At 59.0% G+C, this 15,143-nt stretch carries 18 protein-coding genes; 7 read left to right on the top strand and 11 right to left on the bottom strand.

The window, feature by feature from the left end; translation table 11 throughout:
* Positions 1-51: 51 nt before the first annotated feature.
* Both GQ39_RS17755 and GQ39_RS17750 read right to left on the bottom strand, forming a co-directional pair.
* Complete coding sequence (locus GQ39_RS17755; protein ID WP_047532165.1) at positions 52-327, bottom strand: hypothetical protein; 276 nt, start codon at positions 325-327, stop codon at positions 52-54.
* A 102-nt stretch (positions 328-429) separates the two neighbouring features.
* Positions 430-1,164 carry a DUF899 domain-containing protein gene (locus GQ39_RS17750; protein ID WP_047532162.1) on the bottom strand — a complete coding sequence of 245 codons (735 nt, stop codon included), beginning with the start codon at positions 1,162-1,164 and terminating at the stop codon, positions 430-432.
* A 178-nt stretch (positions 1,165-1,342) separates the two neighbouring features.
* Here GQ39_RS17750 and GQ39_RS17745 point away from each other — a divergent pair, with 178 nt between their 5' ends.
* Positions 1,343-1,732, top strand: coding sequence for a hypothetical protein (locus tag GQ39_RS17745; RefSeq protein WP_047532160.1), 390 nt, complete (start codon positions 1,343-1,345; stop codon positions 1,730-1,732).
* 49 nt (positions 1,733-1,781) lie between these two features.
* Here the strand turns inward: GQ39_RS17745 and GQ39_RS17740 are convergent, their stop codons facing one another.
* From GQ39_RS17740 to GQ39_RS32535, 4 genes are all read right to left on the bottom strand, one after another.
* Positions 1,782-2,651 (bottom strand): DUF6279 family lipoprotein, encoded by an 870-nt coding sequence (locus GQ39_RS17740; protein ID WP_047532158.1) that lies wholly within the window; start codon positions 2,649-2,651, stop codon positions 1,782-1,784.
* Positions 2,652-2,723: 72 nt separating this feature from the next.
* Entirely contained in the window at positions 2,724-3,440 is a 717-nt protein-coding gene (locus GQ39_RS17735; protein WP_047532156.1) for a TorF family putative porin, read from the bottom strand.
* 203 nt (positions 3,441-3,643) lie between these two features.
* Complete coding sequence (locus GQ39_RS17730; protein ID WP_017337097.1) at positions 3,644-3,832, bottom strand: hypothetical protein; 189 nt, start codon at positions 3,830-3,832, stop codon at positions 3,644-3,646.
* 127 nt (positions 3,833-3,959) lie between these two features.
* On the bottom strand, positions 3,960-4,184 hold the full coding sequence (locus GQ39_RS32535) for a hypothetical protein (protein WP_139213617.1): 225 nt from the start codon (positions 4,182-4,184) through the stop codon (positions 3,960-3,962).
* Between GQ39_RS32535 and GQ39_RS17725 the strand changes: the two genes are divergently transcribed.
* From GQ39_RS17725 to GQ39_RS17710, 4 genes are all read left to right on the top strand, one after another.
* Complete coding sequence (locus GQ39_RS17725) at positions 4,183-5,019, top strand: CvfB family protein (protein ID WP_047532155.1); 837 nt, start codon at positions 4,183-4,185, stop codon at positions 5,017-5,019. The two genes, GQ39_RS32535 and GQ39_RS17725, sit on opposite strands and share 2 nt — an antisense overlap.
* 62 nt (positions 5,020-5,081) lie before the next feature.
* Positions 5,082-5,486, top strand: coding sequence for a DUF2177 family protein (locus GQ39_RS17720; protein WP_047532154.1), 405 nt, complete (start codon positions 5,082-5,084; stop codon positions 5,484-5,486).
* Between the two features lie 356 nt (positions 5,487-5,842).
* On the top strand, positions 5,843-7,288 hold the full coding sequence (locus GQ39_RS17715; RefSeq protein ID WP_047532151.1) for an NCS1 family nucleobase:cation symporter-1: 1,446 nt from the start codon (positions 5,843-5,845) through the stop codon (positions 7,286-7,288).
* Positions 7,289-7,456: 168 nt separating this feature from the next.
* On the top strand, positions 7,457-8,389 hold the full coding sequence (locus tag GQ39_RS17710) for a DMT family transporter (protein ID WP_047532149.1): 933 nt from the start codon (positions 7,457-7,459) through the stop codon (positions 8,387-8,389).
* Here the strand turns inward: GQ39_RS17710 and GQ39_RS17705 are convergent.
* Positions 8,334-9,515, bottom strand: coding sequence for an MFS transporter (locus GQ39_RS17705; protein ID WP_047532148.1), 1,182 nt, complete (start codon positions 9,513-9,515; stop codon positions 8,334-8,336). The genes GQ39_RS17710 and GQ39_RS17705 overlap by 56 nt on opposite strands.
* A gap of 103 nt (positions 9,516-9,618) precedes the next feature.
* Here GQ39_RS17705 and ptrR point away from each other — a divergent pair, with 103 nt between their 5' ends.
* Positions 9,619-10,512 carry a putrescine utilization regulator PtrR gene (gene ptrR / locus GQ39_RS17700; protein WP_047532146.1) on the top strand — a complete coding sequence of 298 codons (894 nt, stop codon included), beginning with the start codon at positions 9,619-9,621 and terminating at the stop codon, positions 10,510-10,512.
* Between the two features lie 139 nt (positions 10,513-10,651).
* Positions 10,652-10,780, top strand: coding sequence for a PA1414 family protein (locus GQ39_RS33540; RefSeq protein ID WP_003184145.1), 129 nt, complete (start codon positions 10,652-10,654; stop codon positions 10,778-10,780).
* Between the two features lie 141 nt (positions 10,781-10,921).
* Here GQ39_RS33540 and GQ39_RS17695 read toward each other — a convergent pair whose 3' ends face one another.
* The 4 genes from GQ39_RS17695 to GQ39_RS17680 all read right to left on the bottom strand — a co-directional run bounded on the left by GQ39_RS17695 (position 10,922) and on the right by GQ39_RS17680 (position 15,133).
* On the bottom strand, positions 10,922-11,173 hold the full coding sequence (locus tag GQ39_RS17695; protein WP_047532144.1) for a phosphopantetheine-containing protein: 252 nt from the start codon (positions 11,171-11,173) through the stop codon (positions 10,922-10,924).
* 69 nt (positions 11,174-11,242) lie between these two features.
* Entirely contained in the window at positions 11,243-11,968 is a 726-nt protein-coding gene (locus tag GQ39_RS17690) for an MBL fold metallo-hydrolase (RefSeq protein WP_047532141.1), read from the bottom strand.
* Positions 11,969-12,052: 84 nt separating this feature from the next.
* Entirely contained in the window at positions 12,053-13,432 is a 1,380-nt protein-coding gene (locus GQ39_RS17685; protein WP_047532139.1) for a sodium:solute symporter, read from the bottom strand.
* Positions 13,433-13,621: 189 nt separating this feature from the next.
* A complete protein-coding gene (locus GQ39_RS17680; protein WP_047532137.1) occupies positions 13,622-15,133 on the bottom strand; it encodes a purine-cytosine permease family protein in 1,512 nt (503 codons plus the stop codon).
* Positions 15,134-15,143: the final 10 nt, after the last annotated feature.

The following is a 15,143-nucleotide window of genomic DNA, read 5'->3' as shown; positions in this document are numbered from 1 at the left end:
ACCCCCGACACATCACATCGGGGGAGGTTGCGACCAAGCTGCCTGTTGTTTTCAACCCTCGGTTTTTTTCTCCGCCGAGCCCAGTTCTTTCAAGCGCTGGTCGATCAACTGGCACTTGTCAGGCAAATCCTTGGATGCCGTCCCAAGGTCCATCTTCTGCAACTCGGCATTGATCTCCTTGGCCTTGGTCGGGTTCTGCTCCGTAAGCCTGGCCACTTCCTGTCCCAGTTGTTCGCGTTTGGCGGTGGCTTCTTCGGGCGTGCAGGCCCAGGCCGGCAGGGCACAGGTCAGAGCGGCGGCGAGGGTGAGCGTGAGCAGTGATTTCATGGCGGCAGGTCTCGGTTCCGGTTAAGGCGGGTTACCCGGTTGAGCGCTGCCCCATGGCAAAAGTTCAGTGTCAGGCAATGGCCGCGATTCTGTGCCAGCAGGTCAACTTCCGTGGCAGCAGTTCGACTTCGCCCCCTCCTCGTACCGGTCGTGGTGCCGCACCCATTCCATGACTTCCTCTTCATTCCTGCCCTTGGGCGTCAGATCGAGGTAGTTGTAGGCGCCGACCAGCATGTCCAGGCCACGGGCATAGGTGGAGTAAGTGTGGAAAATTTCTCCGGCTTCATTGCGATAAAAAACACTGAGCCCGGGGAGTTCTTCCTCGCAACCGTCGGTTTTTTCGTAGTTGTACGTAGCCGTTCCGGCGGCGACCTCTTCGGCTCGGGCACTGACACCAAAGTCATAATTGAAATCGCTGCCGGCCGACGATACCCAGTCGAATTTCCAGCCCATGCGGCGTTTGAATGCCTGGAACTCGGCGAAGGGTGCATGGGAGACCGCCACCAGCGCGATGTCATGGTGGGCCAGGTGCTGGTTGGCGCCGTCGATGTGATCGCTGAGAAATGAGCAACCGGGGCAACCTTCATCCCAGCCTTCGGCGAACATGAAGTGGTAAATGATCAGCTGACTGTGCCCGCCGAACAGATCAGCCAGTTTCAGTTCGCCGTCTGATCCCTGGAAGCGGTAGACCTTGTCGATTTTCACCCAGGGCAGGGCGCGGCGTTCAGCGCTGAGTTTGTCCCTTTCCCTGGTGAAGGCTTTTTCGTGGGCCAGATGGTGTTGGCGGGCGACCAGCCATTCTTCCCGGGACACGACGGGATGATTCTGAATGTTCATGGGTTTTTCTCCTGCGTGATGCTTGGAGGTGACGGACACAGCTTAGTCGTTTGATCCCTGCTCAATTCGACATACCGACGGTCGCTGCTGTTCGAAACCCCGGCTGAACGGCTGCCGTCCACGCCGGTCACAACCTATGAAGGCCCACTCACTCACGGGCACCGGAGGTTGAATCAGGATGACGACTTATAACTGGGATTTAATTGAGCGTTTGCTGCACGAGGTGCAAAACGGAGCGAGCAGTTTCACGCCTCGACCCTATGCCGAGCAGTACGCGGCGCAGAAGGCTGCGGAAGGTGAGCAGACCGAAAACCTGGATCACCTGAAAGCGGTGGCCGGCGAATACGAAAAGTTGCTGCTGGCGCGGGGTTACATCGAGCCTCGGCCCGATGAGCAAGGCGGTAGCGGTTCCAATTACATTTTGACGCCTCGTGGCTCAAGCCTGTTGAGCCTGATCGACAGCAGCATTCCGGGCAACGAGCATCCACGTCAGGTCTTGGATGAACAGGAGGATGCGCTGGCTGAGGAGACGTTTGATGCGCTGGCGGCGAAGGCGCAGATTGCCTGAAACAAAAGATCGCAGCCGTTTGTCGGCTCTGCCCAAGGCTGCGATCCATCTACCCCTGCTTCGCCGCTTTCAAGCATTTCAAATCGCTGAAATCCTTGCGCACACCCTCAATTTTCTTCAGCAAACGCTGACGTTGTTCCCGTGTGCTCTCTGCCATCAAATCCACAAATAGCGAGCGCGCCTGGGCTTCGGTGTTGGCGAAGGCCTGGCGGTATTGCGGTGTCCACAAACGTTCTCGATCGACCAGTAGCGTCTCGATTTGTTGTGGGAATTGTGGGCTCTGACGTTGCGCCACGGCCTCACTGAACTGTTTCTGCCAGTGCGCGCGGTTGGCGATCCATTGGGTGTTTTGGTCGCCCAGCGCGGTCGACCAGGCCATCACCCGCTGTTCCTGGCTGACGCTCAACGGGCCGAGCCAATCGGTCAGGCGCTTGTCCATGCGCGCACCGCGTTCGGCAATTTGCTGAGCCAGCGGCGGTTTAACGTATTCCTTTTCACGTTTGCGCAGATCTTTGGCAAAAGCGTCGTTCATCTCGGCGACTTGCTTGTCATCCAGTCCCTGCAGCAACTCGATGGCCGAAGGCGTGATCTGGCGCGCGGTTTCAGCGATAGCCATTTTGGCTTCCGTGGTTCGCGCTTGCAGCGCCGCGTCGGTCACCTGATTGGTTTCGACCATGCTCTGCAAGCGATCCAGCCATTCGAGGTAACCCGGCAATTGTGTGGTGCAGTGCCAGTTCAGGTGTTTCTTGAGGCGCTCGTTGAACCAGTCCTTTTGCTCGCCGTTCATGTCCAGGTAGTCGCTGAGCGTCCACGGAATGATCACGTCGAGGTTGCGATAGGCCAGGCCGACGCGGCTGCAGGCGCCGAGAGCGAGGGTGAAGATCAGCAGGGTGGCGATGTGCTTGAACCAGCGAGACATGGGCGAATCCTTGCGAGGCCGGGCGCGTCTTATTCTCATGTGAACGCAGGATGAGCCGGGCAGTTCAGCCAATCAATAGAATGCGCGCTCGGCCTTGAGCGTCACCAGGCCATCACACTGGCTGTTGTGCCCGGAATACGCCGAGCACTCGCTGCCGCTGAGGTTGGAGTTGCTGTAGATCAGGTCAAGGTCGATGCCCATGAACGGGCGTGAAAACTTCACCGACCAATCGGTGAAACTGCTGACGTAACCACCGCCCACCGAAACCGGCGAGTTCAGCTGATGGGTGGTGTATTTCATGCTGATCCCGATGCCGAACGGCTGATTGCCGCCAAGGTCGGCGAATAGCGTGTTGTTCTGTTTGTCCGGATCGTTGCTGAAAGCCACGCCGAAGCGGCTGCTGAGCAGGGTCAGGCCGCCGAACAGTTCCTGGCTGTCGAGGGTGTCCACCTTGGGATAGCTGTAGTGGATCATCCCGACTTCGTAGCCGAGCGTTTGGTCGAAGGGTTGTTTAAAACCGATGTAGGAATCGATTTCGAGGTTCTTGCCCGACGAGATGCCCATGCTCGGTGCGTACTGGCCGAAATACAGGCCACTGTCGTGGCTGAGGTCGAGGCCACCGTGAAAGGAGCCGACCGCCGAAGGCTTGACCAGCCCCTGGGCCATGCTGCGGCTGGGGGTGGTACCGAGTTTGAGGTCGAAGTCGCCGAGCTCGCGCTGGAAAATTTGCGCGTGCGCCGATGAGCCGGCCAGCAGGCCAGCAAGCAATAAACAGGTGGACTTGAGCATGCGTCACTCCATGAACAGCGAGCGCAGGGCGTCGGGCCCGCTGAAACGCTTGATCTAGACGCGTGCAAGGATACCGGCGATTCATCGTGGTCGATGGCCGTTCGTCGATTTTTGCGGATTAATTAAACAGAAGAGGTGTGGCGAGGGTGCCAGTCCAGGCGCTTCGAAGCTCAAAGCGCCTCAGGACGGGTGTATTACCGGTATTACTTCTTGCCCAAGGTGATCTGCTTGGACGGGCCGAACGTCTGGCCGCTGACGCCTTTGGCAATTTGCTGGATTTCACCACCGGATTTGAGGAACGCAGCAATCTGGTTGTTGATCGATTCGCTGGTTTCGACGGCTGGAGCTGGCTTTGCTTTGCTGTTGGATGCTTTTACGCGCATGGCGGCCATTAACCTGTAGAAAATTAACTTGGCCATGTATGGTACAGGAAAGGCCGGCTATTTGCTTGGTAAATATCCCTTTAAGCACAGCGGGCATGCGCGAGGTCAAGCGCAAGTTATTCTCTTGATGAATCCCCTAAGCTGCTGTTTTAAATAAGAACAAGGGTGTGGGAATGGCCGTTTTGCCGCTGAGTAACCAGGGTTGAAATTCCCAGAATGGACTGACGAGCGGCCACGCCACGCGCCAGAACCCATGAAATTCAAGGCTTTGAGCGAGATTTTCCTGCGTCATCGGGCCGGACACCGAACGCGCCCGGTAAAACCGGGTAGAATGCGCCCACGCAATGAGGGTATTGAACATGGCTTTAGTCGGGCGTTACAACAGTTTGCAAGTGGTTAAACACACTAACTTCGGTTTATATCTGGACGGTGGTGCGGATGGCGAAATCCTTCTGCCGAATCGTTATATTCCAAAAGATATTCCCAGCGAAGATGAAGACTGGCTCAATGTTTTTGTTTATCTGGACAGCGATGACAAACTCATTGCAACTACGGAGAAACCGAAAGTTCAGGTCGGTGAATTCGCCAGTTTGAAAGTTGTTGAAGTTAACAGTATCGGTGTGTTCCTGGATTGGGGGCTGCCGAAGGATCTGTTGCTGCCGTATTCCGAAGAAAAGCGGCAGATGACGGCGGGCGAATACGTCGTGGTGCATGTTTATCTGGATAAGCACACCCGCCGCATCACCGCGACGGCGCGCCTGGACCGTTACCTGGACAAGACGCCGGCCAACTACACCGCAGGCCAGGAAGTGGATTTGCTGGTTGCCGAAGCCACCGACATGGGGTTCAAGGCGATCATCAACAACAAACACTGGGGCCTGATCCACAAAAACGAAATCTTCAAGTTCATGCGCGCCGGTAAAGAAGAGAAGGGGTTCATCAAGGAAGTTCGCGCCGACGGCAAGATCAGCCTGAGCCTGCAACCGGTTGGCCAGGAAGCAGCCAGCAGTCTGAACTCGAAGATCCTCGCCAAGTTGCGCGAGAATAATGGCACCCTGGCGGTCAACGACAAGAGCGACCCCACGCTGATCAGCAGTATGTTTGGTGTCAGCAAAGGCAACTTCAAGAAAGCCATCGGTGCGTTGTACAAGAATGGCCAGATTGTCATTCATGCCGATCGTATTGAACTAAGCTGAGCGCTTTGCGGCCCTATGCAGAAGACGCCCGAACCTGCGGCGGCTCCTGCAAGGGCCGGATGATGAAAAAAACTCTCATAGCCTATGTCGCCACCCTGGCGGCATTTCTCGTACTCGATGGCCTCTGGCTGGGCGTCCTTATGGCGTCGACCTATCGGGAACTGCTCGGTTCGTTGATGCTCGAGCAACCGCGGTGGGTCCCAGCCGCTGTGTTTTACCTCCTTTATGTCATCGGTTGTGTGGTGTTTGTGGTGTTGCCGGCGCGGAGCTGGACACACGCCGCACGTCTGGGGGCATTGTTGGGCGCGGTGGCGTACGGCACCTATGACTTGTCCAACTGGGCAACCCTGCAAGGGTGGTCGGCGCGGTTGGCATTGATGGACATGGCGTGGGGCGCGGTGGCAAGTGCCGTTGCCTGCATTGTGGGTTTTCGTGTGGCGAATGCGCTGGCTGCAAGCAAATCATGAACGGTGTTGGCTGGACGAATGTTATCGAGAGCAAGTTCGCTCCCCCCTTTGAGCCTGCGCAACAGTCCAAGAGTGGGAATTGGCCCGTTCACGATTGACTGAGCAGCAGTCGGCTATTCCTCTCTGTATACATGACATGTGCACCGTTTGCAGGCGGCAGTGCCCTGTTCATGGGCATCTCTGAGCAAAAAATGCCGTTTATCCGCCTGCATAAAACACCGCTAGAACCGCGATTCGTCACACCTTTATCATTTATGGCACGCATTCTGCGTAGCAACTCGTATACAAACAATGACAGCTCCCGTACGCAGTGTGATGTTGGCATCACGTCGGGAGTGTTTACGAGGAGCTTCGCAATGACCGAGCAAATGCCCAACGGCTACAGCCCGCGCTTGTACAACCAGGACCTGGGACCGCTGCCGCAGAAATGGAATTGGTACAACATTTTCGCCTTCTGGATGAGTGATGTGCACAGCGTCGGCGGTTATGTATTCGCCGCCAGCCTGTTCGCGCTGGGGCTGGCCAGTTGGCAGGTGTTAATTGCCTTGCTGGGCGGAATTTGCATTGTGCAGTTGATCGCCAACCTGGTGGCCAGGCCGAGTCAGCAAGCGGCAGTGCCGTATCCGGTGATTTGCCGGTTGGCGTTCGGGGTGTTCGGGGCGAACATTCCGGCGGTCATTCGCGGGTTGATCGCGGTGGCCTGGTACGGGATTCAGACGTACCTCGCGTCCAGCGCGTTGATCATTGTGGTGTTGCGCTTCTTTCCTTCGATGGCGACCTACGCAGAACCACATTTTGCCGGTTTGTCCTACCTCGGCTGGTTCGGTTTCCTCAGCCTGTGGTTCGTTCAGGCGTTAGTGTTCTGGGCAGGCATGGAGTCGATCCGCCGTTTTATCGATTGGGCTGGCCCGGTGGTGTACGGCGTGATGTTCATGCTCGCCGGGTGGATTGTCTGGCAGGCCGGTTGGAGCAACATCAGTTTCACCCTCGCGGAAAAGTCCCTGTCGGGTTGGGAAGCGTTCGGACAAGTGATCGTGGCCATGGCCCTGGTGGTGTCGTACTTTTCCGGGCCGACCTTGAATTTCGGCGATTTCAGTCGCTACTGCCGGAGTATGCAGGACGTGCGTCGCGGAAATTTCTGGGGACTGCCAGTGAATTTTCTGGCGTTCTCCCTGGTGACCGTGGTGATTGTCTCCGGCACCTTGCCTGTCTTCGGTGAAATGCTTCACGACCCGATTGCCACCGTGGCGCGGATCGACAACAGCGTGGCCGTGCTGCTCGGCGCGTTTGCCTTCGTCACCGCCACCGTCGGCATCAACATCGTCGCCAACTTCGTGTCCCCGGCATTCGATTTCGCCAACATCGCCCCGAGTAAAATCAGTTGGCGTGCCGGCGGCATGATCGCGGCCGTGGCGTCGATCTTCATCACCCCGTGGAATTTGTTCAATAACCCCGAAGTGATTCACTACACCCTCGATGTGCTGGCGGCGTTCATTGGCCCGTTGTTCGGGATTCTGCTGGTGGATTTCTACCTGATCAAAAAACAGCAGATCGACGTTGATGCGCTGTTCAACGATGGCCCGACCGGGCGCTATTACTACAGCGGCGGGGTTAACTGGACGGCGGTCAAGGCACTGATTCCGGCGACGTTGATGGGCGTGGCGATCACTTTCACCCCGTTCCTGCAACCGATGGCCAACTTTGCCTGGTTCACCGGTTGTTTCCTCGGTGGCGCACTGTTCTTCGTGTTGGCCAAGCGTGAGCAGGTGCAGCGATCTCTCCCGCTGGTCACGGCGGCATGACGCAAGCGGGAATTTAAAGGTCTCTATCAGGCGGAAATTTCTGGCCGTCTGGTTAATAATCGACAGCATAATTTTTCGCCCCGACGCCGCTTGTTCGACAAGCCGCTCGGGGCTTTGCTTTTACTGTCGAGTCACTGCCATGTTGTGTGTTGTTCTTGAGGTCTTGCGGTGAGCGTCGCCCGGCGTAGCGCCGATGGATTTGCCCTGCAAGTGATGCTGGGGTTGTGCCTGATCTGGGGCGTTCAACAGGTGATGATCAAGTGGGCGGCACCTGACATCGCACCGGTCATGCAGGCAGCGGGGCGTTCGGGCATGTCCGCGTTGCTCGTCGGGTTGTTGATCTGCTGGAAGGGCGGCTGGGATCAAGTCGGCACCACCTGGCGCGGCGGCTTGTTGGCCGGGGCTCTGTTTGGCCTGGAGTTTTTCTTCATCTCCGAAGGCCTGCAACTGACCACGGCGGCCCATATGTCGGTGTTCCTCTATACCGCGCCGATTTTTACCGCGTTGGGTGTGCATTGGTTGTTGCCGAGCGAGCGCTTGAGGCCGGTGCAATGGTTGGGAATCTTCCTCGCCTTCGTCGGCATTGCCGTTGCGTTTGCCGGTGGCGTGTCTTGGGCCAACCTTGATCACCGCATGCTGATGGGCGATGCGCTGGGGGTATTGGCCGGTGCCGCCTGGGGGGCCACCACGGTGGTGGTGCGTGCTTCGCGATTGTCGGAAGCGCCGGTGACCCTGACCTTGTTTTATCAGTTGATCGTCGGCTTCGTCGGGCTGCTGTTGATCGCGCTCCTCAGCGGTCAGATCACCCACGTCAGCTTGACCACCGTGGCGGTGGCCAGCGTGTTGTTTCAAGGCCTGGTGGTGTCGTTCTTCAGCTATCTGACCTGGTTCTGGCTGTTGCGCCGGTATCTGGCGGCGAACCTGGCGGTCTTTTCGTTCATGACGCCGTTGTTCGGCGTCACGTTCGGCGTGGTGCTGCTGGGAGAAAAACTGAGCCTCAACTTCGTGATCGGCGCGGTTCTGGTGCTGCTGGGCATCACGTTTGTCAGCGCTGAGCAGTGGGTGCGTCGCCGTTTGCGCAAAGCGCTCGGGCAGCGTTGACCGGACTCAAGAGCAATCCGCCGGCCAGCAGCAAACCGCTGCCGGCGATCACCAGCGCGGGTTGCAAGCCACCGCTGAAATGGCTGCTCAATGCTGCCAGCAACGGCCCGCTGAGCTGGCCCACGGCAAAGCAGGCGGTCAGCAGCCCGGCGTTGCGTTGGCTGGCGTGGGGCGCCAGCTCCCGTGAACGTTGCATCACCAACTGCATGCAGGCCAGGAATGGTGTGCCACACAAGATCACTCCCAGCACGAGCCCCGGACCATTGCCCAGCAGGCAAGCGAAGACCCCAGCGGATTGCATCCATAAGGTCAGCGTCAGCCATTGACGCGTGGTATTGGCCGCTTGTCGACGCAGACTCACCAACACCACGCCAATCGTCGCTGCCAGGCCGAAGCACGGCCAGAACAGATCGGCCTGCCAATGCCCGTGGAACTGCGCGTTGGCCATTTGCGACAGAAAAGTGGCCGGGATGATGTAGCCCAAACCGTACAACCCATAGACCACGCCCAAACGGCCGATGCCTCGATGGGATGAGCTTGCGACGCTGGCAGCGGCAGGTGCGATCGCGGTGGGCCGGGGCAGAAATCGCAGAACCCCCAACAACATCAGCAGGGCGACGGCGGCATACACCAGCCACAACGTGGCGGACGTCTGGCCCAAGAGGTTCGCGACCAAGGCCAGCACCCCGGTCAGAAAAATTCCCAGGCCCGGTCCGGCAAATACCACGGCGCCGAGCCGCGGGCGCCCGACGGCAGCCGCCAGTGGCTGACTCAGCGCAGTAATCATCACCAATACCCAGGCGCTGGCCACGCCGGTGCCAAAGCGCAGCAACAGATGCGACCAGAACCCGTTGGCCCAGAACGACGCCAGGGTCAGCAGCACACACAGCCACAGACCGCCCAGCAGGCGGCGGCGCACTTGCTCGGGACGACGAGAGAACATCGCGTCCACGGCACCGACGAAATAGCCCAGATAATTGGCAGCGGCAATCAGTCCGGCGTCGGTCAGGTCGATCTGGCCTTCGCTGAGCAGATGCGGCAGTTGCGGCGTCAGGGCAAAACGGCCGATGCCCATGGCCATCATCAAGGCGACAAAACAGGCAAGCAAGCGGATCAAGGGAGACATGGTCGGAGTTCCACCAGAAGATCAATGACCGTCAGGCTAGGACTGATTGACTTTCTTTAAAAATGAATAATAGTGAGTAACTTGTTCTTTTTAGGAGAATGGCGTGGAATTCAGTCAATTGCGAATTTTCCAGGCTGTGGCGGAGGAAGAGTCCATCACCCGTGCTGCTGAACGCCTGCACCGGGTGCCGTCCAACCTGTCGACCCGGCTTAAACAGCTGGAAGAGCAACTGGGGGTCGAACTGTTCCTGCGCGAGCGTCAGCGTTTGCAGCTATCGCCCGCGGGAAAAGTCCTGCTGGACTACACCACCAAGTTGTTTGCCTTGCACGATGAGGCTCATGCCGCCGTACAGGGGGGGCAACCGGCCGGCGACTTCGTGCTCGGCACCATGTACAGCACTGCTGCGATTCACCTTCCGGCGCTCTTGGCGCGTTATCACCGAACCTACCCGGCGGTGAACCTTCAGGTGCAATCCGGGCCCAGTGGCGAATTGCTTGAGGGCTTGCTGACCGGCCGGCTCGATGCGGCGCTGGTGGACGGGCCGCCGGAGCTGGCGGGATTGGACGGTGTGCTGTTGTGCGAAGAGAAACTGGTACTGGTCAGCGAAGCCGACCACCCACCGGTGCTCAGCGCGCGGGATGTGGAAGGGCGTTCGGTGTTCACCTTTCGTCAGGGCTGCTCTTACCGGATGCGCCTGGAGTCGTGGTTTTCCCATGATCACGCAGCGATGGGGCGGGCCATGGAGATCGAGTCCTATCCGGGGATGCTTGCGTGCGTGATTGCCGGTTCCGGGGTGGCGCTGATGTCGGAGTCGATGCTCGCCAGTCTGCCGGGCCGTGAAAGCGTGGCGGTACACCCGCTGGCCGAGCCTTTTGCCACGGCGACCACGTGGCTGATGTGGCGCAAGGGCATGGTCGGGGCCAACCTGAATGCGTGGATCGAGCAGCAACAGGCGGTCTATCCGTCGGCGCAGATTCAGGCGCGTGCGATTGCCTGAGTTGACATTGGTCAATTGTGATCGATTCAGTAACAGATCATTGCCAATTTGATTGAGCATTGCACAGCACTTCAGACTATTATCAGTGCGAAGGGGCTACAGAATTCCGGCCGCTCGGCACTACCCTGAAGGGGGCATCATGAAAGAGAAAATTCAGAACTGGCTGCATGACCTGGGTGTCGCACTCGGTTTGATCGAACCGCCTCTGCAACCTGTGCCAATTCGCACGGACGACGAACAACGCCGACGCCAACCGCGTCGCCGGTAATCCTGTAGGCGCGAGCCCGCTCGCGATGGACGTTAACGATCACGCTGATTGTCTTGAAGTACGCGTCGCCTGGAAGTTCTCGCGAGCAACCTTGCTCCTGCAGGGGCGCGTATGGATTGTTTCAACCGGCAATCATGATTGTTAATGTCTGCCAATTTCCAGCAAAAACCGACTCAAGTCTCTGGCCGTCCTGGCCGTCTTGAGCAGTTGGTCCTCCTCGGCGGTAAACGCCGTCAAGCCGAACTCGTCTTCCAGATGGAAGATCAACTCTTCGATATCCGTTTTATCCAATCCCAACTGCGCCAGGCTGGCGTTGTCGTCGAAGTCATCCTGACTCTCCAGCAGTCGGCTGATGAAGTGATGCACCGCGGCACGAACGGCAGCTTTTTTCATGATGGTTCTTCGAGGGCGTAATCGTTGTTTTCCCTGCGTTGAATATCCTGAAAATGAGTACAGCAGGCTTCAGTCGTGGCAGCGTTGCCACTCGTCAATCATGTGACGCAAATGCTCTCCGGAGAAACTGTCGAAATGGCCGCCATGCACCGTGCGGATCGGCAGGGCGTGCAAGCGTTGCAGACTGCGCGCGTAGTCATCGAGGTTGGAATGGTAGGCGTCTTCGATCAACGGTCCGTCGTAGATGATATCGCCGCTGAACAGGGTCTCGGTTTCCGCTTCGTACAGGCAGATGCCGCCCGGTGAATGTCCTGGCGTGTGTACTACCTGCAACACCCGATTGCCCAGATCCAGCACATCTCCATCTTCGACAAAGCCCGTGGCTGGCGCGGCCTTGACGCTGTACTCGGCGTAGCAAAGCGGGCAGTCCGGATGCGCCTCGAACATATCGTCACCGACGAACGCCCTGCTCAAGTCGTTTTCGCCGTCCGGTGCGGCGAGGATGTCCGCTTCGGCGGGATGCACCAGGCGCTCGGAAAATTCGTGATGCCCGGCGATGTGATCGAAATGGCAATGACTGGCCACCGCCACCAATGGCCGCTCGGTGATCCACGGCAATTGCTCGCGCAGGCTTACCAGCCCTGAGCCGCTGTCCAGCAGCAGGTCCTTGTCACGGCCTTGAATGTGCCAGAGGTTGCAGCGGTAGAAGGGCCGGATGTACGGCTCGTGAATCAGGCGAATGCCGTCACTGAGCTGTTTGACTTCGAACCACTGATCGCGGCTGACGATTTTCATAAGCAGTTTCCTTCAGACGAAAAAAACGGGTGTGGCAACCGACGCCACACCCGCCGAAGAAAGCATCAAGTCGTTATATTCAGCTTAGGCGGCGCTTGCCAGTGTCACCGGGCGACGGGACATCAGGCTGACAACCACGAAGCTCACCAGGCCTACGCCCAGGCTGTAGTAGATCGGGGTGTTGGCGTCCAGACCATCCTTGACCATGAACAGCAGGGCAGTGGCGAAGCCCAGGCCCATGCTGGCGATGGCGCCGGCGGTGGTTGCGCGTTTCCAGAAAATCGCGCCGATCAACGGGATGAGCATGCCGCCTACCAGCAGGTTGTATGCCAGGGTCAGCGCACTGATCACGTCGTTGACCACCAGGGCGATACCCAGCACCACGATGCCGGTCAACATTGTGACCAAGCGGTTCAGGCCCAGGCTCGACTGCTTGCCGCCGCGCAGTTTTGGCAGCAGGTCTTCGGTCAGGGTGGTGGCAGCGGCGAGCAGGCCGGCGCTGGCGGTGGACATCATGGCGGCCAGGGCAGCAGCGATCACCAGGCCACGGATCCCGTCCGGCAGGGACAGTTTGACGATGGCGGCGAAGGCGTTGTTGACGTTGTCCAGATCCGGGATCAGTACGTGAGCCGCCATGCCGATCAGGGCACAGGCCAGGCCGTAGATGATGCAGTAGATGCCGGCAGCCGTACCGGCGACCTGAGCGACTTTCGCGGTCTTGACGGTGAACACCCGTTGCCAGATGTCCTGACCGATCAGGATGCCGAAGAAGTAGATCATGAAGTAGGTGATGATGGTGTCCCAGCCGATGGTGGTGAAGCTGAAGCTTGCCGCCGGCAGTTTCAACACCAACTCATCCCAGCCGCCCACGCGGTACAGGCAGATTGGCAGCAGGATGAACATCAGGCCGACGGTCTTGATCACGAACTGGACAATGTCGGTCAGGGTCAGGGACCACATGCCGCCAATGGCCGAGTAGATCACGACCACGCCACCGCCCAGCAGTACCGAGACCCAGAACGGCAGGCCGAACAGCACTTGCAGCACGGTGCCGATGGCCAGGATCGACGTCACGCCGATCATCAGCGCGTACGCCAGCATGATCGCCGCGCTCGCGGAGCGGGCCATCGGGTTGTAGCGCTTCTCAAGCACCTGGGTAACGGTGTAGATCTTCAGTTTCAGCAGCGGTTTGGCCAGGAACAGGTTCAGCGCGACGATCCCGCAACCCAGTGCGGCGCACAGCCAGAAGCCGGAAATGCCATGTACGTAACCCAGACGCACGGTGCCCACGGTGGACGCGCCGCCGAGAACGGTAGCCGCCATGGTGCCCATGTACAGGCTCGGGCCGAGGTTACGACCGGCGACCAAAAAGTCTTCGTTGGTCTTGGCCTTGCGCATGCCGTAGTAGCCAAGAAGCAGCATCGCGGCGGCGTAGATGAGTACGACGAATAAATCCAATGCCATGATGGCGTGTCTCCGATTGTCTTTTTTATGGTGAAGCGAAAATCAATTCCTGCGGGAACATCAATCCCTGTGGGAGCGTGGCTTGCCCGCGATGGGAGTACAGCGATCTGTCAGACAGACCGCGTCATCGTTCATCGCGGGCAAGCCCGCTCCCACAGGTCATGCGTTGGCCGAAGGTAATGCGTTTGATCAGGCGACTTGTCGAGCCGCCGATTTACCGAGTGAATTCGAACCCTTGCTGCGTGCATCCTGCGGGCCGAACACTTCCCGTGATTCCGGGAACAGGCTGAGCAACGTCAGGTACACCACCGACGCCAGGCCCAGGGTGACCGGCAGGCTGATGTCGATTCCGCCGGCCATTTCGCCCAGCGGCCCGACAAACTGCCCCGGCAGGTTCACGAAGCACAGGCCGACGGCCGCGCTCGGGATCCAGGCACCCAGGCCACGCCAGTTCCAGCCGTGGGTGAACCAATAGCGGCCACCTTTTTCGCCGCGGGTAAACACTTGCAGGTCATCCGGGCAGTAGAAACCGCGGCGTACCAGCAGGCCGATGATCATGATCACCATCCACGGGGTGGTGCAGGTGATGATCAGCACGGCGAAGGTCGACACGCTCTGTACCAGGTTCGCCGCGAAGCGCCCGATGAAGATGAAGGCAATCGACATCACACCGATCAGCAGCGTGGCCTTGACCCGTGACAGTACCCGCGGGAACACGCTGGACATGTCCAGCCCGGTGCCGTAGAGCGACGTGGTGCCGGTGGACATGCCGCCGATCACTGCAATCAGGCACACCGGCAGGAAGAACCAGCTCGGCGAGACCGCCAGCAGGCCGCCGACGTAGTTGTTGGCCGCGATGTAGTCCGGGGCCTTGATCGCTACGATGGTGGCGGTGGCCAGGCCGAACAGGAACGGGATGAAGGTTGCGATCTGCGAGATCACCACCGCGGCCATGATCCGGCGCTTGGACGTTTCACGCGGGATGTAGCGCGACCAGTCGCCGAGGAATGCGCCGAAGGAAATCGGGTTGCTCATGGCCACCAGTGCCGCACCGATGAACGCGGCCCAGAAACCTGGCTGGCCCATGTTGACGGTGCCGGCGTAGTTCACATCGAAAGGGCCGGCGAAGGCGAAGAGGCCCAGCAGGAACAGCAGGCTGGCGCTCCATACCGCGATCTTGTTGACCCACAGCAGGAAGCGGAAGCCATAGATGCATACCGTGAGCACCAGGATCGCGAACAGACCGTAGGCCAGGCCCAGGGTCAGGTCGGTTTCCGGAAGGCCGATCAGGCGTTTGGCGCCACCGATCAGTGCATCGCCCGAACTCCACACCGAAAGCGAGAAGAAGGCGATGGCGGTCAACAGCGACAGGAACGAACCGACGATCCGCCCGTGCACGCCGAAGTGCGCACCGGAAGACACGGCGTTGTTGGTGCCGTTGATCGGGCCGAACAGGCCCATTGGCGCGAGGATCAGCGAACCCAGCAACACGCCCAGCACAATCGCCCAGACGCCTGCCTGGAAAGACAGGCCGAACAGCACCGGGAAGCTGCCGAGTACGGCGGTAGCAAAGGTATTCGAACCACCGAAGATCATCCGGAACAGGTCCGTCGGGCCTGCGGTGCGTTCGTTATCCGGGATCTGTTCGACCCCGTGGGTTTCTATTTGCGTAAGGCTTTGGTCGTTGTTTTTGTTATTCATGATCTGCTCC

The sequence above is a fragment of the Pseudomonas sp. 11/12A genome, from assembly GCF_000800055.1.
Taxonomy (GTDB): domain Bacteria; phylum Pseudomonadota; class Gammaproteobacteria; order Pseudomonadales; family Pseudomonadaceae; genus Aquipseudomonas; species Aquipseudomonas mohnii.
Note: the sequence above shows the minus strand (reverse complement) of the source record. Positions and strands in the feature narration are given on the sequence as shown.

Coding starts and splice junctions, on each gene's coding strand:
- GQ39_RS17685 (WP_047532139.1), bottom strand. CDS start 13,432: ATGGCATTGGATTTATTCGTCGTACTCATCTACGCCGCCGCGATGCTG.
- GQ39_RS17705 (WP_047532148.1), bottom strand. CDS start 9,515: ATGTCTCCCTTGATCCGCTTGCTTGCCTGTTTTGTCGCCTTGATGATG.
- GQ39_RS17735 (WP_047532156.1), bottom strand. CDS start 3,440: ATGCTCAAGTCCACCTGTTTATTGCTTGCTGGCCTGCTGGCCGGCTCA.
- GQ39_RS33540 (WP_003184145.1), top strand. CDS start 10,652: ATGAAAGAGAAAATTCAGAACTGGCTGCATGACCTGGGTGTCGCACTC.
- GQ39_RS17680 (WP_047532137.1), bottom strand. CDS start 15,133: ATGAATAACAAAAACAACGACCAAAGCCTTACGCAAATAGAAACCCAC.
- GQ39_RS32535 (WP_139213617.1), bottom strand. CDS start 4,184: ATGTTCAATACCCTCATTGCGTGGGCGCATTCTACCCGGTTTTACCGG.
- GQ39_RS17715 (WP_047532151.1), top strand. CDS start 5,843: ATGACCGAGCAAATGCCCAACGGCTACAGCCCGCGCTTGTACAACCAG.
- GQ39_RS17730 (WP_017337097.1), bottom strand. CDS start 3,832: ATGGCCGCCATGCGCGTAAAAGCATCCAACAGCAAAGCAAAGCCAGCT.
- GQ39_RS17720 (WP_047532154.1), top strand. CDS start 5,082: ATGAAAAAAACTCTCATAGCCTATGTCGCCACCCTGGCGGCATTTCTC.
- GQ39_RS17690 (WP_047532141.1), bottom strand. CDS start 11,968: ATGAAAATCGTCAGCCGCGATCAGTGGTTCGAAGTCAAACAGCTCAGT.
- GQ39_RS17695 (WP_047532144.1), bottom strand. CDS start 11,173: ATGAAAAAAGCTGCCGTTCGTGCCGCGGTGCATCACTTCATCAGCCGA.
- GQ39_RS17745 (WP_047532160.1), top strand. CDS start 1,343: ATGACGACTTATAACTGGGATTTAATTGAGCGTTTGCTGCACGAGGTG.
- GQ39_RS17725 (WP_047532155.1), top strand. CDS start 4,183: ATGGCTTTAGTCGGGCGTTACAACAGTTTGCAAGTGGTTAAACACACT.
- GQ39_RS17750 (WP_047532162.1), bottom strand. CDS start 1,164: ATGAACATTCAGAATCATCCCGTCGTGTCCCGGGAAGAATGGCTGGTC.
- GQ39_RS17755 (WP_047532165.1), bottom strand. CDS start 327: ATGAAATCACTGCTCACGCTCACCCTCGCCGCCGCTCTGACCTGTGCC.
- GQ39_RS17740 (WP_047532158.1), bottom strand. CDS start 2,651: ATGTCTCGCTGGTTCAAGCACATCGCCACCCTGCTGATCTTCACCCTC.